At 58.9% G+C, this 16,866-nt stretch carries 14 protein-coding genes; 1 reads left to right on the top strand and 13 read right to left on the bottom strand.

The features are described 5' to 3' along the window. Positions 1–18 precede the first annotated feature (18 nt). From fliS to AB4Z35_RS09775, 13 genes are all read right to left on the bottom strand, one after another. The gene (gene fliS, locus AB4Z35_RS09835) at positions 19–408 is read right to left on the bottom strand and encodes a flagellar export chaperone FliS (RefSeq protein WP_008001785.1); all 390 of its coding nucleotides are present in this window, start codon (positions 406–408) and stop codon (positions 19–21) included. A gap of 155 nt (positions 409–563) precedes the next feature. Beyond that, positions 564–1,949, bottom strand: a complete 1,386-nt coding sequence (fliD, locus tag AB4Z35_RS09830) for a flagellar filament capping protein FliD (RefSeq protein ID WP_442096842.1) — start codon at positions 1,947–1,949, stop codon at positions 564–566. 81 nt (positions 1,950–2,030) lie between these two features. Continuing rightward, positions 2,031–2,381 carry a flagellar protein FlaG gene (locus AB4Z35_RS09825; RefSeq protein ID WP_442096841.1) on the bottom strand — a complete coding sequence of 117 codons (351 nt, stop codon included), beginning with the start codon at positions 2,379–2,381 and terminating at the stop codon, positions 2,031–2,033. A 74-nt stretch (positions 2,382–2,455) separates the two neighbouring features. Next, positions 2,456–3,883, bottom strand: a complete 1,428-nt coding sequence (locus tag AB4Z35_RS09820; RefSeq protein ID WP_442096840.1) for a flagellin N-terminal helical domain-containing protein — start codon at positions 3,881–3,883, stop codon at positions 2,456–2,458. Between the two features lie 251 nt (positions 3,884–4,134). Then, complete coding sequence (locus AB4Z35_RS09815) at positions 4,135–5,064, bottom strand: ketoacyl-ACP synthase III (RefSeq protein ID WP_008001793.1); 930 nt, start codon at positions 5,062–5,064, stop codon at positions 4,135–4,137. A 312-nt stretch (positions 5,065–5,376) separates the two neighbouring features. Next, entirely contained in the window at positions 5,377–6,966 is a 1,590-nt protein-coding gene (locus AB4Z35_RS09810) for a flagellar hook-associated protein 3 (protein ID WP_442096839.1), read from the bottom strand. A 13-nt stretch (positions 6,967–6,979) separates the two neighbouring features. Further along, the gene (gene flgK, locus AB4Z35_RS09805; protein WP_442096838.1) at positions 6,980–8,992 is read right to left on the bottom strand and encodes a flagellar hook-associated protein FlgK; all 2,013 of its coding nucleotides are present in this window, start codon (positions 8,990–8,992) and stop codon (positions 6,980–6,982) included. A 23-nt stretch (positions 8,993–9,015) separates the two neighbouring features. Then, positions 9,016–10,302, bottom strand: coding sequence for a flagellar assembly peptidoglycan hydrolase FlgJ (flgJ, locus tag AB4Z35_RS09800; RefSeq protein WP_442096837.1), 1,287 nt, complete (start codon positions 10,300–10,302; stop codon positions 9,016–9,018). Positions 10,303–10,313: 11 nt separating this feature from the next. Beyond that, a complete protein-coding gene (locus AB4Z35_RS09795) occupies positions 10,314–11,423 on the bottom strand; it encodes a flagellar basal body P-ring protein FlgI (protein ID WP_116263173.1) in 1,110 nt (369 codons plus the stop codon). An 18-nt stretch (positions 11,424–11,441) separates the two neighbouring features. Then, entirely contained in the window at positions 11,442–12,137 is a 696-nt protein-coding gene (gene flgH / locus AB4Z35_RS09790) for a flagellar basal body L-ring protein FlgH (RefSeq protein WP_008001801.1), read from the bottom strand. Positions 12,138–12,188: 51 nt separating this feature from the next. Then, entirely contained in the window at positions 12,189–12,974 is a 786-nt protein-coding gene (flgG, locus tag AB4Z35_RS09785) for a flagellar basal-body rod protein FlgG (protein ID WP_007975316.1), read from the bottom strand. 45 nt (positions 12,975–13,019) lie between these two features. Further along, positions 13,020–13,760, bottom strand: a complete 741-nt coding sequence (locus AB4Z35_RS09780) for a flagellar basal body rod protein FlgF (RefSeq protein ID WP_442096836.1) — start codon at positions 13,758–13,760, stop codon at positions 13,020–13,022. Between the two features lie 365 nt (positions 13,761–14,125). Next, a complete protein-coding gene (locus AB4Z35_RS09775; protein WP_442096835.1) occupies positions 14,126–15,691 on the bottom strand; it encodes a sigma-54-dependent transcriptional regulator in 1,566 nt (521 codons plus the stop codon). 383 nt (positions 15,692–16,074) lie between these two features. Between AB4Z35_RS09775 and phhA the strand changes: the two genes are divergently transcribed. Next, positions 16,075–16,860 (top strand): phenylalanine 4-monooxygenase, encoded by a 786-nt coding sequence (gene phhA / locus AB4Z35_RS09770; RefSeq protein WP_442096834.1) that lies wholly within the window; start codon positions 16,075–16,077, stop codon positions 16,858–16,860. Positions 16,861–16,866 lie beyond the last annotated feature (6 nt).

Raw genomic sequence — 16,866 nt, 5'->3', positions numbered from 1 at the left:
ATCCTCAGGCCCTCGGGCCTATTGATTGGCAATTGCATCCCAACCGCTTTTCAGGGTTTCAAGCAAACCCGATACCTCGTCGATGATCGCCGCGTTGTTATCGCGATTGGCTTCCATCAGACGGGTCATCATGTAGGCGTACAAATTGTCGAGCTGTTGCAGCGAAGCCGGATCTTCGGTCTTTTCCGGGTTCAAGCCATCACGCAGGCCGATGATGATGTCCACGGCCTTACCCATCATCAATCCCTTGAGTGCGATGTCGCCCCGCTCCATCGCGCCTTTGGCCTGGGCCATGCGGTCCAGCCCGCCCTCCATCAGCATCTGCACCAGGCGATGGGGGTTGGCTTCAGAGATCTGGGCATGGGAATTGACCTTCTGATATTGGCGAAGGGCTCTCATGGGGTTCATGTTTCTACCTCGTGACAGACAACAGCTTGAAATTGGAAAGGCTCTGATCTTTATGTCGACTGGTCGACACATAACTTTAACGCAGACCCGCTACCCAAGAAAAAACCCAGGTACTGTCATTACAGACTGCCTGGGTTTTTTATGCCTGATCCAGATCAGTCCGACTTCGGATTGTTCAGCGCATTGAGCGTGGTCATGATGCTGTCGCTCTGGGCGCGCAGCCTGGCTACCAGGGAGTCCATCGCAGTGTACTTGGCGGTCAGGCTTGTTTGCAGGCTGGTCATCCGCGCATCGAGGGATTCCTGCTGCTTTTTCAGGTCAGTCAGGCTGTCGCTCAGGCTCGACGAACGCGCGGCAAAAACCCCGGTAGTTTTTTGCGCGAAGCTGTCAGTGGCGGACTTCATGCGCGCAAGCAAACCGGTATCGCCTGAAAAGATTCCGTTGATATCAGCGGCATTGGTCAGTGCCGCAGCACTAAACGCCTTGTCATCGATCGAGAGCAATCCTGTCTTCTGGTCAGTCTCTACACCAAACTGGGCGAGGGACTTCATCTGACCGGTGCCACCCATGGCGTTCAACTCTGTCCGTACCGCCGACATCAGCGAACGTAACGAGGCATCCCCCGTCAGACTACCCGATGTCACCGAGCCATCGGCGTTGGTAGTGACCTTGGTCTCGCTGTTGACTGCCGAAATCAGAGCGTTGTAAGTATCAACAAAGCCTTTGACCGATGACTTTAGCGTCGAAGTATTTGCAGAAACCGTGATGGTGGCCGGGGTCGCCGCCCCACCACCCGATGGAACTGGAGAAACACCTGTCAGCTTTAGCGATATCCCGCTAACAGCATCGGCAATGGTATTGCTCTTGGAATCCATTGACACGCCATCGAGTACGTACTTGGCGTTCTGTGGTGTAGAAAGTATCGAAGTGCCGGTTTCCAGGCCAGAGCTGCCCAATAAAGTCAGATCCGAGCCAATACCGGTGGTGGACGAGGTCAAAACCATTCGAGAACCACTGGCATCAGTCAGGATGTTCGCACTCAAGCCCTGGTTCGCATACTGGGAGTTGATCGAGTCACGGACCTGTTGCAACGTCGCGCCGGCAGGAACACTGACATCGAACGAGTTAGTGCCCTGCTTGATAGTCAGCATGGTCGGTGTAGAACCGGCGTTGACCACTGAGGAAGCACCATCAGCGAAGACCTTGGTCGAAATTTTCGACGCAGTTGCCAACTGAGTGACCAACAGCGAGAAATTGCCCGCCGCCGCGCCGTTCCCGGTGGTCACGGTGGCGACTTTTTCGTCAGAGGAATTACCACTCAAGCCGCTGAAGCTTGATGTGGCTTTCATGTTGTCCATCGCGCCGCGGAAAGCGTCCAGCGCTGCCTGGATTTTGCCGATAGACGACAGCGAGGTGGTTGCTTTCAGCGTTTGGTTGTTGATCTGCGTCTGCTTCGGCGCTCTCTCGGAGTCCACCAAAGACTTCACAATCGCCTGGGTATCGATGTTCGAACCAATACCGCTAACCGTTGTACCCGCCATCATCTCTCTCCTTATCCAGTGGCTGCCGTTTTCTTGACCAGGAACGCCTTAAACAGCGACAGCAACAAAATTCATGCCAGCTCAGACCTTGCCGTCAAACAACAAACTACTGGCGTCCGACAGGCTTTGGGCCAGTTTTAGTGCAGCTTCCGACGGGATCTGACGAATCACGAGACCCGTTTCGGTTGCGATGACCTTGACCACGACCCGGCCAGTGGAGTCATCAATGGAAAAATCCAGGTTGCGCTGGGCCGCCTGGACAAATTCCTGAATATCGGTGACCGCTTTTTCCAGCTCGTCCCGTTTTGGCTCGGAGTTCGAGGCTTTCACCTCTTCAACCTTGGGCTGCTCCGGTTTTCCAGCGATATTCGGCATTACGCCCTGAGGGGCAACGGCGGGATAGGACTGGTTCAACTTGACGCTCATATCCATGCCTAATCTCCTGATCATGAAAAAAACAAAAGGGCGCGTAAACGCGCCCTTCCGTCATTCACCAAGCGATGGAATTAACCCAGCAGCTTCAGTACAGCCGATGGCAGCTGGTTAGCTTGCGACAGGATCGCTGTGGAAGCCTGTTGCAGGGTTTGTTGCTTGGTCAACTGAGCAGTTTCCGACGCGAAGTCGACGTCCTGGATCACGCCACGAGCAGCAGTGGAGTTGTCCGAGATGCTGCGCAGGTTGGCAACGGTGTTATCGAAACGGTTTTGTACAGCACCGAGGTCAGCACGCTGGGAGTCGATGTTGCTGATCGCCTTGGTGATCACGTCGATTGCGTTTTGCGCGTTGGCGGCAGTGGTCACGTTGGTATTGGAAACTGTGGTCTTGGCGGAGCTGACAGAAAGAGCACCAAACATGTCGGTCAAACCACCGGCAGCGGCTTCAGTCATCGAGTAGCTGGAGCTGGAGTTCAGAGAGACCGCACCAGTGGCGATAAAACCGTTGGCAAGACCAGCAGAGCCGCCGAGGGCGCCAGAAGCGTTTTTGGTTGCAACGGTGATATCACCCGCTGTACCCAAAGTGACGTTAGTGAATTTAAGGTTTTCGCCGGTATCAGATTTTACCGACAGGGTATTCGCTTTGGCATCAAAGTTGACACTGATACCCAATTTGGCAGCGCCCGACTTCAGTTGATCGGCCAGATCAGAGAGGCTGGTCACACCAACAAAGGAAGTTGTAGCACCACCCACCGTCAAGTCGAATTTAGCGGCAGCAATAGCAGGAGTGGCGGTAGTGAAAGTAGCTTCAGTGCTGGCAGAAGCAGACAGACCGCTAACAGCGCCGTCCAGCGCAGCAGCGATAGTCTTGGCCGAAGCACCTGCGAGGGTGTTCACAGTAACACTTTGACCACTACCGTTTACAGTGATCGCGTTGGCCCGAACACCGGTCGCAGTTGGTGTGATGCCAACGCTTTTTACTTGCTGCGAACCAATGTTGCTAGCCGATACGTCACCCAGAGTCATGTTGATAGTCTGGTTAGCGTTGGCGCCTACCTGGAAAGCGGTGGTACCGAAAGAACCGTCCAGCAGGTTACGACCACCGAAAGTAGTGGTGGTAGCGATACGGGTCAGCTCGGAGCTCAGTGCGGAGTATTCAGCGTCGTTCGACTTACGGTCTTCAGCGCTTGGCGAGCCGTTCGCGGAAGCCAGAGCCAGGGTACGCATTTTCTGCAGGATGTTGGTGGATTCCTGCATCGCGCCTTCAGCCGTTTGCGCGATGGAGATACCGTCACCGGCGTTCTTGATGGCAGTGCCCAGGCCGTTGATCTGGCTGGTCAGACGGTTGGAAATCTGCAGGCCGGCAGCGTCGTCTTTAGCGCTGTTGATACGCAGGCCGGAGGACAGGCGCTGCATCGAAGTTTGCAGATTGCCGGAAGCTTTGTTCAGGTTGTTCTGAACGGTCAAGGAAGCAAGGTTGGTGTTTACGGTTAAAGCCATGACGAAATCCTCGTTGGATGGATACTGCGGCTTCCGGCCCTGGCTACCGCCTGGTGTGGCCTAGAGAACCTACGTAATAGTTATCGTCGTGATGAGGCTTTGCTTGAGGGGTTTTTTTGAAATTTTTAGTGGCAGGGTGCCAGCCCTTTATTTTCAAGGCATTGGAGCCAGAAAGTCGGCGTCAGAAAAACGCAAAACGCCCGGAAATGTAAATTTCCGGGCGTTTTTTATTGCCACTGCGACCGAGCCGGTCAGCCGCGATAAAGAATCGCCGAGCCCCACGACAGGCCTACACCGAAGCCGCTGATGGCCACACGGGTCCACTTGGAATCGAACACGTGGTTCTGCAACAGCAGCGGAATACTCGACGAGACGGTATTACCGGTTTCGAGCATGTCCTTGACGAACTTCTCCGGATCACCTTCTTCAAAGCGGCGTGCCACGGCATCGACGATAGCCGCACTGCCCTGGTGAATGCAGAAGGCATCGATATCCTGCGCTTGCAGATTGGACTCATCCAGCAACTCATGCAGGTGCGCCGGGACTTTCAACAAGGCAAAGTTGAACACCTGACGACCATTCATGAAGAACACACCGTCAGAGACTTTCAGATGCGGCGCACCGGAACCGTCAGTGCCGAACTTCGACTTGCCGAGCTGCCAGACAGCGTTTTCGCCCATCCAGGTGGCGGTAGCGGCATCGCCGAACAGCATCGTGGTGTTGCGGTCTTCCGGGTCGACGATCTTCGAATAAGGATCGGCGGTGATCAGCAGGCCATTTTTCAGCCCTGCCGCTTCCATGAAGCCTTTGATCGCATAGATGCCGTACACGTAACCGGAACAACCGAGGGAAATATCGAAAGCGGCGACATGGGTCGGCAAGCCCAGCTTGTCCTGAACGATTGCGGCGGTGTGCGGCAACCCTTCTTCATCACCGTTCTGGGTGACGACGATCAAGCAGTCAATGGAATCACGCTTGAGTTCTGGACTGGCGGCGAACAGCGCATTGGCCGCTTCGACACACAAATCGGAAGTTTCCTGATCAGCATCCATGCGCGGCAAAAACGCAGAACCGATTTTGCCAAGGATAAAGGTTTCGTCCTTGTCGAACTTTGCACCCTGGGCGTAATTATCAATCCCGGCTGCCGGCACGTAACTCGCTATATTTTTTATGCCAATCATTATGGCTTCCCAATAATAAACAGCTGAACATCGCCGCTCGCTGAATCGAGGGCGTCTACAGTCAGGGCCTGGCCCCAGAGGAGGCAACATCGGGGCTCAAGAAAAACACCTTGAACAGCCCGCCACCTTCACCGCCCGCAGACAGGATACAGTGAAGATGCGCGTTTTGACTGACGGGTCACTCAGAGTTCACCGCTTTATTTGATTTTGTGGTCCAGATCCCGCCCCGCCCCGCCTCGCTCTACCCCCAAAAAAAGCAAAAAAAAGCCAGCCCCCTGTGACAGGGGCTGGCCGCGAGCGGTCAAGACCGACTCAAAGCTTGTTGAACAGGCTCAACTGGGAAACCTTGGCGAAGGCCAGTTGCGCGGCCTGCAGCATGGTTTGCTGCAAGGTCAGACGCGTCAGCACTTCCGCCGGGTCGGCATTCTTGATCGAGTTACCCGTCGATTCGTTGATCAGGCCGGTGCTGGAGTTCTGGTCCGTCTGCATGTCCATCACATTGCCCCGGGCACCGATCGCGCCACGCGCCAGGTCGACCTGATTCTTGCCGTTGTTCAGGTTGGCAATGGCCGAAGCCACCGTGTCTTCCAGAAAACGCTGCGCGGTCGGGTTGCCCTGGGTCGGCGCGTCGAGCGCCGAACGCAGCTGGCTGATGGTGTCGAGTACGCTCTGAGTCTGGTGCGTATTGACCGCGATATCGAACTGGTCACCCGAATTGAGCACGCCGGGAGGCGTGCCGCCACTCAGGGTAAAGTCGACACCGGCCGCTGTCGCCACGCCAGCCACCACGGTCCCTGAGGTTACCGGCGTGCTGCTACCGGTCAACGGACGGGCGTACAGATCGAAGGTCCCGGGACCGGTGAACTTCAGGACCGCCCCGCCTTCAGGGAAAAAGCTGTTGTAATCAGCGGCGTTGCTCACCGTTGCATTGCTCACGACAACCGTCGATCCGTTGCTCGGGGCACGATTGCTGACGAAGCTGTCCGGCTTGGCCGACAACTCGAAACTGTGAGTGGCGATGAAGCCATCGATGTTGGTGGCGTTATCGCCAGCCTGGGGAGTGATGTCCAGTTTGAACGTCACGCCGCGGAAGTTGATGTCGGAGCCGCCCTTGGCATTCGGGTCGAACACCCCTCCGCCAGTCGCCTCGGCAGTCCTGTCGGCGCCGGTGGCATCGGTGATCACGAACTGGGTGCTGCTGGTGAACTGCAACTTGTAAGGCTCGCCGCCGCGGAAGTTCGCATCGAAGGCCGGACCGGAGCTCACCAGGCCTGGCGACAGACTGACGCGCCCATCATCGACGGGTGGCGTGAGCATGGTGGTCGAACTGCGAGCGGCGTTGATCGCCTGCTGGAAAACGTCCCAACCGGTATCGTTCAGGCCCAGCGACATCGAGTCACCGATCTTCAGCTCCAGTTGAGTCTGGTCACCCTGATAGCTGTAGGTGCCGTCACTGTTGCGCACAAACGGCTGAGTATTGTTGCTGGCGCCGGAGAAGATGTACTTGCCGTTGGCGTCCTTGCTGTTCATCAAGCTCAGCAACTGCTCTTCGGACTGCTTGAGTTCTGCGGCAATGGATTTACGGTCATCGTCATTCAACGAACCGCCACCGGCACGTATCGCCAACTCGCTGACTTTTTGCAGTACGTTGTTGACGCTGTCCAGCACGCCCTCTTCTTGCGCTTGAGCCGTGTTCAACGCGTTGATGTTGGTGGTGTACTGACCCAACATGGCTTTTTGCTGCTCAAGTTGCAGAAGGCGGGCTGCGCCGACCGGATCATCCGCCGCCGTCTCAAGCTTGATGCCGCTGCTGGCCTGCTCGGCCGTCTTCATCACGTTATTGAGGTTGCGAGAGTAGTTGGCAGCCGTCGTCGCGTAATACTGTGCTGTAGAAATGCGCATGTTCCACGGCTCCTTAAAGGGCATTGATCAGAGTGCTGAAAATTTCCTGCGCAGTCTTGATGATCTGCGAAGACGCCGTGTAGTACTGCTGAAACTTGGTCAGGTTACCGGCCTCTTCATCGAGATCGACCCCCGACAGCGAGTCACGGGCGTTTCGCGCCCCGGTCAGGATGGTGTCAGTGGCCGTACCGTCCATCTGGGCCTGCTTGGTCTGGGAACCAACGCTTGACACCAGGCCACCATAAGCCTCGGTAAAACTCACACCCGGGCTAGTGGCAGTGGCACCCACCGTTGCCTTGGTTTGCAGACCGAGCAAGGCCGAAGCGTTGCGGTTGTCGGTGCTGCCGGCCGCGGTCATGGAAATGTTGAAACTGTCGCCCGAAGCCGGGCTGCCGCTGACGGTCATCCCCACGCTGAAGGTTTTGGCGTTGCCACCGGCATCGGTGTAAGGCACGGCAATGTTCAGGTCGTTGTTCTGTCCTGGCACGATGTTGCCGGTACCGATGCTGTTGCCCTTGGCGTCGAACACTTCATAGGCCGTGGCGCTGGTCATGAGCATGCGAACCGGCATCGATGCCTTGACCGCCGTCTGCACTTCCAGACGCTGGACCGGATCGTAGATATCCAGGGCAGTGTTCAGTTTCGGCTGACTGACAGCACCGGTGCCGTCATTGCCCGAGGCTTTGGAAGAGCTCAGCGGAGCGGCCGTAGCCAGGGTTTTGGCGTCGGTCATGACCGTGGTCATGTCCGCGGCGGAGCTGCGCGTCGGGGTAATCTTGAAGCTGTCGCCGGCGGTTACCGAACCTGCGTTCAGGCTCAGGCTGAAGCCATCGATGACCGGATCAGCAGCAGGAGGTGTTGCGAAAGCGAAGTTGCCCATGTCGGTGTTATCCGACAAGCGACGCACGTTGTAGCCCGTGGCCGTGATGGACACCTGATAGTCACTGGCCTGCAGCTTGCTGGTGTCCTTGATCGTGACGTTCAGGTTGCCGGAGGCCGGGTTGTTGCTCGCACTGGCGATGCTGCGCTGACTGATGGCCGCCGCGCTGTTGATGTTGTTGAACAGCGCCGCGCCGAAGTTGCCGTTCTGGTCCAGGCCCTGCCCCAACTGCTTGTTGACCTGATCCGCCACAACCATGGCGATGCGACCCAGGCCATTGACCGCTGGCGTCAATACTTCAGTGCGATAGCGCATCAACCCCCCCATCTGGCCGCCGCTCATCACGCCCGTGATGTCGATCGACGAACTGCCACGATCCATGATGATCGAGGAACGGGTCGGGTCGGTCGGGTCTGCCGCCATGCGCAATTTATTGACCGTGTCGCCGACAACCAACGGCTGGCCGCTACCCAGGTAGATATCCAGCCGGCCTTCGGTTTCGGTGACCTGAGTGCCGACCAGCTCGTTGAGCTGGCGAATGGTTTCGTTGCGCTGGTCCAGCAGCTCGTTGGGCGCGCCACTCGAACCGCTGACTTCACTGATTCTCTTGTTGTACGCCGCGACAGTCGATGCCAGCTTGTTGACCTGTTCGGCCATCGAGCCCAACTGATCGTTGATGTAGGTGTTCTGTTGCGTCAACTGCTGGGACATGGCGTTGAAGCGGCTGCTCAAGCCCTGGGCATTGGTCAACAGCGCCTGGCGTGCAGCGTTGTCGTTGGAGCTGGCGGACAGCGTCTGCAACGACGAGAAGAACGACTGCAGTGTTTTGGTGATGCCGGTGCCACTGTCGGACAGCAGTTTGTCCACCTGAGTGGCCTGCCCCAGATAAGCCTGCGCATACCCGTTGAGCGAAGTAGTGGTCTGCAACTGTGCATCGAGGTAGCTGTTGTACACCCGACGCACATCGGCCAGCGTCGTGCCGGTGCCGATGAACACATTGCCGTACTGAATAGAGCCTTTGGTGCCCTGTACAGTTTGTTGGCGCGAGTACCCGACGGTATCGACGTTGGAAATGTTATTACCGGTAGTCACCAACGAAGCGTGGCTGGCGGACAGCCCCGACATCCCGATATTGAGCAAACTCATGGTTCAGACCTTATACCTTGTGCCTATAAAGGCGTGGTGGAAACGCCCGCCGCAGCGTAGTTCTGGTAACTCGTCATCTGCCTGGCTATCTGCGAAATCTTGCTTGCGTAGTCCGGGTCGGTTGCGTAACCGGCCTTCTGCAACTCGCGTACAAACTGTTCTGGGTTATCGGCCGACTTCACGACATCTTGATAGCGATTATTGGTCTGCAGCAAAGTCACAAGGTCGTGGAAGCTGTCCTTGTAAGAGTCGTAGGAACGGAACTGCGCCGTCTCCTTGACCATCTGCCCGTTTCTGAATTCGCTGGTGATCGCCCGCGCCGAATTGCCCTGCCAACTGTTGCCGGCCTTGATGCCGAACAGGTTGTGGCTGCTGCTGCCGTCCTGCTGGCGCATGACCGATTTGCCCCAACCGGTTTCCAGGGCTGCCTGAGCCACCAGGTAACGTGGATCGACACCAATCCGGGCCGCCGCTTCCCTGGCCATCGGCAACATGGTGTTGACGAAATCGTCGGCGGAATTGAAGGCTTTCTTCGCCGGCGCCAGAGGAATCTGCGCCATGGCGCGACCGTAAATCTGCATGCCACCGCCGGCAGCCTGCTGCGCGTTCGCCAGCCAGTCGCCGTTGTACAGCGCCCCCGAGCCGGTGGTCGTCGTACGCTCTGGCAATTGCGTTTTATGGACCGTCGTAGCCGTGGTCGTCGCCGAAGGCACCAGCCCTGCCAACAAGCGATCAGCCAGCTTCGGCGGCAATGCCAGGCGTCGCTGATTGATCAGCGCCATGTCATTGCGATGACCACCCTCACCCGCCTCCTGCGGCGCATGGACCGAGCGCGAAGCCCACAACGGACGCTGGCCATTGACCCGCGACAGCGGTCCGTTGATTGCCGCCGTGCCGGCCGCCACCGGCGTTTGCACGGCTGCTTTCGCGGCCTCTTGCCTGGCCAGAGACGCTGCGGCGGCCTCACCCGGCGCCAGCGGTTTGTTCTTCGACATCTGGCGCATCAGCACGTCTGCCAGGCCGATACCACCGCCCTCGCGGGACATGGAAACGGCCAACTGCTGGTCGTACATTTCCTGGTACTGCTTGGCCGCCGGGGTGTTCATCGGATTGTCCTGCCCCAGCGCCTCGGTGGCCGAGCGCATCGACTTGAGCATTTCCCCGAGGAACAGCGATTCGAACTCCTGCGCCACCTTGCGCAGGTTGCCGTCGCTGTTCTTGTCGCCGACCTTGAGCTGATTCAGACGATTGAGGTCCGAATAGGAGCCCGAATCGCTGCTGCTGACCAGACCGCTCTTGCGCATATCCACGATGGCCGTCCTCAGATCACGATCAGGTCGGCTTGCAGGGCGCCGGCCTGCTTCAGCGCTTCGAGGATGGCCATCAAGTCACCCGGTGCCGCGCCGACCTGGTTCACCGCACGCACGATCTCGTCGAGGGTGGTGCCAGGGCCGAACTTGAACATCGGCTTGGCTTCCTGCTGGGCGTTGACCTTCGAACGCGGCACCACCGCCGTCGTGCCATTGGACAGCGGGCCGGGCTGACTGACGATCGGGTCTTCGGTGATGGTCACGGTCAGGCTGCCGTGGGTCACGGCGGCCGGGGAAACCTTGACGTTCTGGCCGATCACGATGGTGCCGGTACGGGAGTTGATGATGACTTTCGCCACCGCCTGGCCCGGATCGATTTCCAGGTTCTCCAGGATCGACAGGTAGTCGACCCGCTGGCTCGGATCGAGCGGCGCGGTGACGCGAATCGAACCGCCGTCGATGGCCTGGGCCACGCCAGGGCCGAGCATGTCGTTGATCTTGTCGACGACGCGCTTGGCTGTGGTGAAGTCGGAGCGGTTGAGGTTCAGCGTCAGGCTGTTGCCCTGGTTGAAACCGCTCGGTACCGCGCGCTCCACCGATGCACCACCGGGGATGCGACCGGCCGACGGAACGTTGACGGTGATCTTCGAGCCGTCGCGCCCTTCGGCATCGAACCCGCCAACCACCAGATTGCCCTGGGCCACCGCATAGACGTTACCGTCGATACCTTTGAGTGGCGTCAGCAGCAATGTGCCGCCGCGCAAACTCTTGGAGTTGCCGATGGACGAAACAGTGATGTCGACCTGCTGCCCCGGCTTGGCGAACGCTGGCAAATCGGCACTGATCGACACCGCCGCGACGTTCTTCAACTGCACGTTGCCCGAGCCCGGCGGCACCTTGATGCCGAACTGCGAGAGCATGTTGTTGAAGGTCTGCAGGGTGAACGGGGTTTGCGTCGTCTGGTCACCGGTGCCGTTAAGCCCGACCACCAGGCCGTAACCGATCAATTGGTTGGAGCGCACGCCGGAAATGCTGGCGATGTCCTTCAGGCGCTCGGCTTGAGCATTGAAGGCTGCCGACAGCATCAGGGCGGCCACCATAAGGTGTTTGAAGTTCAACATGCTCAACGGGAAAGCCACCTAGAAAGGGAACAGCGGGCTGAGGAAGAAACGGTCGAACCAGCCCGGCTGACTCGCATCGGCAAACGAGCCGGTGCCCGAGTAGGTGATGCGTGCATCGGCAACACGGGTCGACGACACGGTGTTGTCAGTAGAGATGTCATCGGCGCGAACGAGGCCGGCAATCCGTACCAGTTCATCGCCGGTGTTGAGGGTCATCCACTTCTCGCCGCGCACCGCGATGATGCCGTTGGGCAACACATCGGCGACGGTCACGGTGATCGAACCGGTCAGGGTGTTGCCCTGCGCCGCCTTGCTGTCACCCTTGGTCGCGCGGTCGCCTTCGTAGCTGGCGCTCAGGCTCAGGTCGCCATCACCGAACGGGTTGTTGGTGGTGGCGCTGGTGCCGAACAGCGAGGTCAGGCCGATGTTGGCCTTGCTGTTCTTGCCAATTTGCGAGTTGGCGTTTTTGCTGGCCTGGGTCCTTTCGTTCAGGGTGATGGTGATGATGTCACCGATCCGGAACGCCTTGCGGTCGCTGTAGAGGTTCTGTTCGAAACCGGCCTGGTAGATCGAGCCATTGTTCGCGGCCGCCGGCAACGGCGTGCGCGGCAACACCGGAGCGTAGTAAGGGTCATTGGGCTTGGGCGTCGCAGGCACGCAACCTGCGAGCGCGGCGATCCCACTCAGTGCCAGAACAGATACATAGCGATTCATGACCCTACCTCACGGTGTTGCAGGCAGCCTCATGGCCGCCTCATAGACTGATTACAGATTCTGCGTTACGAACGAGAGCATCTGGTCGGCGGTGGAGATCACCTTGGAGTTCATCTCGTAGGCACGCTGGGTGGTGATCATGTTGACCATCTCCTCAACGGTACTGACGTTGGACGTTTCCAGGGTGTTCTGCAGGGTGGTGCCGAAACCGTTCAGGCCCGGTGTGCCGACTTGCGGCGCGCCACTGGCAGCGGTTTCCAGGAACAGGTTGTTGCCCACTGCCTGCAGGCCGGCCGGGTTGATGAAGTCGGCGGTTTGCAGGTTGCCGATCACCTGGGCAGCCGGGTTGCCGGCAACGGTGATGGACACCGTGCCGTCGCGACCGACCGTGAAGGTCTGCGCGTCGTTCGGAATGACAATGGCCGGCTCCAGGGCAAAGCCGCTGGCGTTGACGATCTGACCGTTGGAGTCCAGGTGGAACGTACCGTCGCGGGTGTAGGACGTAGTGCCGTCCGGTTGCAGGATCTGGAAGAAACCGCGACCGTCGATGGCCATGTCCAGTGGCTGCTCGGTGGTTTGCAGGCTGCCGGCGGTGAAGTTTTTCTGGGTGCCGACGATGCGCACACCGGTACCCAGTTGCAGACCCGACGGCAGTTCGCTGTCCTGGGTCGACTGGGCGCCTGGTTGACGCTTGATCTGATAGAGCAGGTCCTGGAACTCGGCGCGGTCACGTTTGAAACCCGTGGTCGACACGTTGGCCAGGTTGTTGGAAATGGTGGTCAGGTTGGTGTCCTGGGCGGACAAACCTGTTTTGGCAACCCATAGAGCCGGAAGCATTCGATTCTCCTCGTGCGCCTGTTTTACGGCGCGACGTTCTGGTAATTAGCTGATCTGCAAGACCCGAGCCATGGCCTGGTCATCGTCTTTGGCGGTGTTCATCATCTTGATGTGCAGCTCGAACTGCTTGGACAAGGCCAGTACCGAGGTCATCTCTTCCACGGCATTGACGTTGCTCGACTCGAGGAACCCGGACACCAGCTTGACGTTGGCATCGGCCTGCGCCGGCTTGCCGTCCTTGGTGTGGATCGAACCATCCAGGCCCTTGGTCATGTTCTTGAGGTCCGGGTTGACCAGCTTGATGCGGTCGACTTCAGCCATCACCCGAGGCCCCTCGCCCATCGCGCGGATGCTGATGGTGCCGTCTTCACCGACTTCGATCTGCTGCTCGGGCGGCACCGCAATCGGCCCGCCATTGCCCATGACCGGCATGCCGTTGCCGGCGCGCAGCACGCCCAGGGCGTCAACGTTCAGGCTGCCGGTGCGCACATAGCTTTCACCGCCGTCGGGATTCTGTACGGCAATCCAGCCGTTGCCTTGCACGGCAACGTCGAGGTCGCGACCGGTTTCCACCATTGAGCCGGGGGAGAAATCGGTGGCCGGGCGCTCGGACATGGCAAACGCACGCGCCGGAAAGCTGTCACCGAACACCGGCATCGAACGGGCCTGCTCCAGGTCTTTCTGGAAGCCGTTGGTGGAGATGTTCGCGAGGTTGTTGGCATGAGCCTTTTGCGCCAGTGCATTCTGGCTGGCGCCGGTCATTGCCACATAAAGGTACTTGTCCACACTCTGTCCTCTGCCTGCCGGACGTTTGCCGTCCACTGCTGTACTGCTGAGCCATAAGCAATTAGCAGACCAACTTGTTTTTGGCGGCGCCAGGCCCGGCAAACAGGGGGCTTTGAGGATTCAGAGGGGATTTGTGATTTGTATCAGAGACGAAAAACCGGCGGTGTCATGCCGCTTACGGCAAACGTCGACCTCAAGAGTTCGCCGAAACCCCTGTAGCAGCTGCCGAGCCTGCGAGGCTGCGTTCGGCGGCGAAGCCGTCGTAAATTCCGCATGCCTGGTCTTCCTGGCACACCGCTGCGTCTGGCCTCACGACGGCTTCGCCGCCGAACGCAGCCTCGCAGGCTCGGCAGCTGCTACAGGACCTAGGCGATACCCGACTCTTTGCCGACGTCGTACTCACGCAACTTGTTGGCAATGGTGGTATGCGAAACCCCCAGGCGCTTGCCCAGTTGCCGACTGCTCGGATGCTCGGAATACAGCCGCTCCAGCACGGCTTTTTCGAAACGCCCGACGATTTCGTCCAGCCCCCCCTCCAGCGAAAAATCGCCAAGGGGCTGACGCACGCCATAATCCGGCAGGCGAATATGCTCGGCCTTGACCGTGCCGCCGTCGCACAGGGAAACCGCCTGGAACAGCACGTTCTCCAGTTGCCGCACGTTACCCGGCCAATGGTAATGACTGAGCCGCTCCATGGCCGCCGGAGCGAGTTTGGGCAGCGGACAGCCAATCTGCCGGCTTGCCTGATCGAGGAAGTGCTCCACCAGCGGCGTCAAGCCGTCGAGGCATTCGCGCAACGGCGGGATGTGCAGCGACAACACATTCAAGCGGTGATACAGGTCCTGGCGGAACTCGCCGCGAGCGCACAATTCGGACAGGTCGACCTGGGTCGCGCAGATCACTCGCACGTCGAGGTAGACCTCTTCATCACTGCCCACACGACGGAAGCAGCCATCCTGCAAAAAGCGCAGCAATTTCACCTGCAAGCGCGGACTCATTTCCCCGACGCCATCGAGAAACAGCGTACCGCCCGCCGTCAATTCCAGCAGCCCGAGCTTGCCCTCGGCCCGCGCCCCTTCAAAGGCACCCGGGCCGTAACCGAACAACTCCGTCTCGGCCATGGACTCCGGCAGACCGGCGCAATTGAGCGCCATCAATGGCGACTGCCCGCGAGGACTGGCCAGATGGCAGGCCCGCGCCAACAACTCTTTGCCGGTACCGGTTTCGCCTTCTATCAACAGCGGCGCATCCAGTGGCGCCATGCGCCGTGCTTCGCGCACCACCGCGGCCATGACTTTCGAGCTCTGGAAGATGCTGTCGAAGCCACGCAACTCCTGCTTGCGCACGTTGTAGATGCGTTCGCCCACCCGGTCGGCGCGGTGCAGCGTCAGCACCGCACCGGCCATGGCCTCGCTGTCGTCGTGTTCCGATTGCAATGGCGCGATGTCGGCCAGGAACACATCGCCCTTGACCTTCACCCGCAGCCCGTTGATCCGCGACTTGTTGGCGCGCACCAGTTCCGGCAGATCGAAATCTTCGGCGTACCGCGACAGGGGAATCCCCGGCACCTCGTCGACCCGCACCCCGAGCAACTGCGCCGCCGCACGGTTGGCCGCGACGATGGAACCGCCCATGTCGATCGACAGCACCGGAAACTCCAGCGCACCGAGCAGTGCATTGAGCTCCATGTGCCGACGCTCGCTGGGCATCAGCCCTACACGCTTGACGCCAAAAACCCCGGCAATCGCTTCGAATTTCGGTCGCAAGGCCTGGAACTGAATGTTGATCAGGTTCGGGCAATGCAGGTAGATGGCATTGCCATGCTCACCGCCCACCTCGCCGCGGGCCACGTTGATCCCGTACTCCACCAACAGATTGAGAATGTCGCGCAGGATGCCGATGCGGTTCTGGCAATGGACTTTGATACGCATATAAAGGCCCGAAAAAGCAGTGATTGAACCTGTGGGAGCGAGCTTGCTCGCGATAGCGGTGGGTCATGCAAATTAATCTCTTCTGACACACCCTCATCGCGAGCAAGCTCGCTCCCACAAGGGTATTGCAGCGCCTTCGGGCATATTTTTCTGCCGAGGCACTCAGAAAGTCGTCAAGATTATGTGACAGACAAAGCGCTTTTCATACCTGCAAATCTCAGTAGCTACGCGCCAACCACCATAACGTAACGAAAACTTTACGATTATCGAGGGGTTTTCCTGCCCGAGACGCCGAGCACCTGCTGCAACGGTGCAATCCTTGGGGTATTTCTAGGTCCATAGCAGTACATAACAAGAACGAAATTCCCTAGCAGGAGAGCAGCATGAAGCAGACGCAATACGTGGCTCGCGAGCCCGATGCGCAAGGTTTTATCGACTACCCCGCCGAAGAACACGCGGTGTGGAACACGCTGATCACTCGTCAACTGAAAGTGATCGAAGGGCGTGCGTGCCAGGAGTACCTGGACGGTATCGAAAAACTCGGTCTGCCCCACGACCGCATTCCTCAACTCGGCGAAATCAACAAGGTCCTCGGTGAAACCACCGGTTGGCAGGTTGCCCGGGTTCCCGCACTGATTCCCTTCCAGACCTTTTTCGAACTGCTGGCCAGCAAGCAGTTTCCGGTGGCGACCTTTATTCGTACCCGCGAAGAACTGGACTACCTGCAAGAGCCGGACATTTTCCACGAGATCTTTGGTCACTGCCCGCTGCTGACCAACCCCTGGTTCGCCGAATTCACCCACACCTACGGCAAACTCGGCCTCAAGGCTTCGAAGGAAGAACGCGTGTACCTGGCGCGCCTGTACTGGATGACCATCGAGTTCGGCCTGGTCGATACCCCGCAAGGCCAGCGCATCTACGGCGGCGGCATTCTGTCTTCACCGAAGGAAACCGTTTACTGCCTGTCGAACGAGCCTGAACATCAAGCTTTCGACCCGCTGGAATGCATGCGCACGCCTTACCGCATCGACATCCTGCAGCCCCTGTACTTCGTTCTGCCGAACCTCAAGCGCCTGTTCGACCTGGCCCACGAAGACATCATGGGCATGGTCAAGCAAGCGATGCAGCTGGGTCTGCACACACCGAAATTTCCGCCAAAGGCTGCGTGAACCGCG

The organism is Pseudomonas sp. KB_15 (assembly GCF_052114525.1).
Taxonomy (GTDB): domain Bacteria; phylum Pseudomonadota; class Gammaproteobacteria; order Pseudomonadales; family Pseudomonadaceae; genus Aquipseudomonas.
Note: the sequence above shows the minus strand (reverse complement) of the source record. Positions and strands in the feature narration are given on the sequence as shown.

Excerpts from the sequence above, each read along its gene's own strand:
- AB4Z35_RS09825 (WP_442096841.1), bottom strand. The coding sequence starts at position 2,381 with ATGGATATGAGCGTCAAGTTGAACCAGTCCTATCCCGCCGTTGCCCCT.
- phhA (WP_442096834.1), top strand. The coding sequence starts at position 16,075 with ATGAAGCAGACGCAATACGTGGCTCGCGAGCCCGATGCGCAAGGTTTT.
- AB4Z35_RS09820 (WP_442096840.1), bottom strand. The coding sequence starts at position 3,883 with ATGGCTTTAACCGTAAACACCAACCTTGCTTCCTTGACCGTTCAGAAC.
- fliD (WP_442096842.1), bottom strand. The coding sequence starts at position 1,949 with ATGGCGGGTACAACGGTTAGCGGTATTGGTTCGAACATCGATACCCAG.
- fliS (WP_008001785.1), bottom strand. The coding sequence starts at position 408 with ATGAACCCCATGAGAGCCCTTCGCCAATATCAGAAGGTCAATTCCCAT.
- AB4Z35_RS09815 (WP_008001793.1), bottom strand. The coding sequence starts at position 5,064 with ATGATTGGCATAAAAAATATAGCGAGTTACGTGCCGGCAGCCGGGATT.
- AB4Z35_RS09810 (WP_442096839.1), bottom strand. The coding sequence starts at position 6,966 with ATGCGCATTTCTACAGCACAGTATTACGCGACGACGGCTGCCAACTAC.
- flgG (WP_007975316.1), bottom strand. The coding sequence starts at position 12,974 with ATGCTTCCGGCTCTATGGGTTGCCAAAACAGGTTTGTCCGCCCAGGAC.
- flgH (WP_008001801.1), bottom strand. The coding sequence starts at position 12,137 with ATGAATCGCTATGTATCTGTTCTGGCACTGAGTGGGATCGCCGCGCTC.
- flgK (WP_442096838.1), bottom strand. The coding sequence starts at position 8,992 with ATGAGTTTGCTCAATATCGGGATGTCGGGGCTGTCCGCCAGCCACGCT.
- AB4Z35_RS09775 (WP_442096835.1), bottom strand. The coding sequence starts at position 15,691 with ATGCGTATCAAAGTCCATTGCCAGAACCGCATCGGCATCCTGCGCGAC.
- AB4Z35_RS09795 (WP_116263173.1), bottom strand. The coding sequence starts at position 11,423 with ATGTTGAACTTCAAACACCTTATGGTGGCCGCCCTGATGCTGTCGGCA.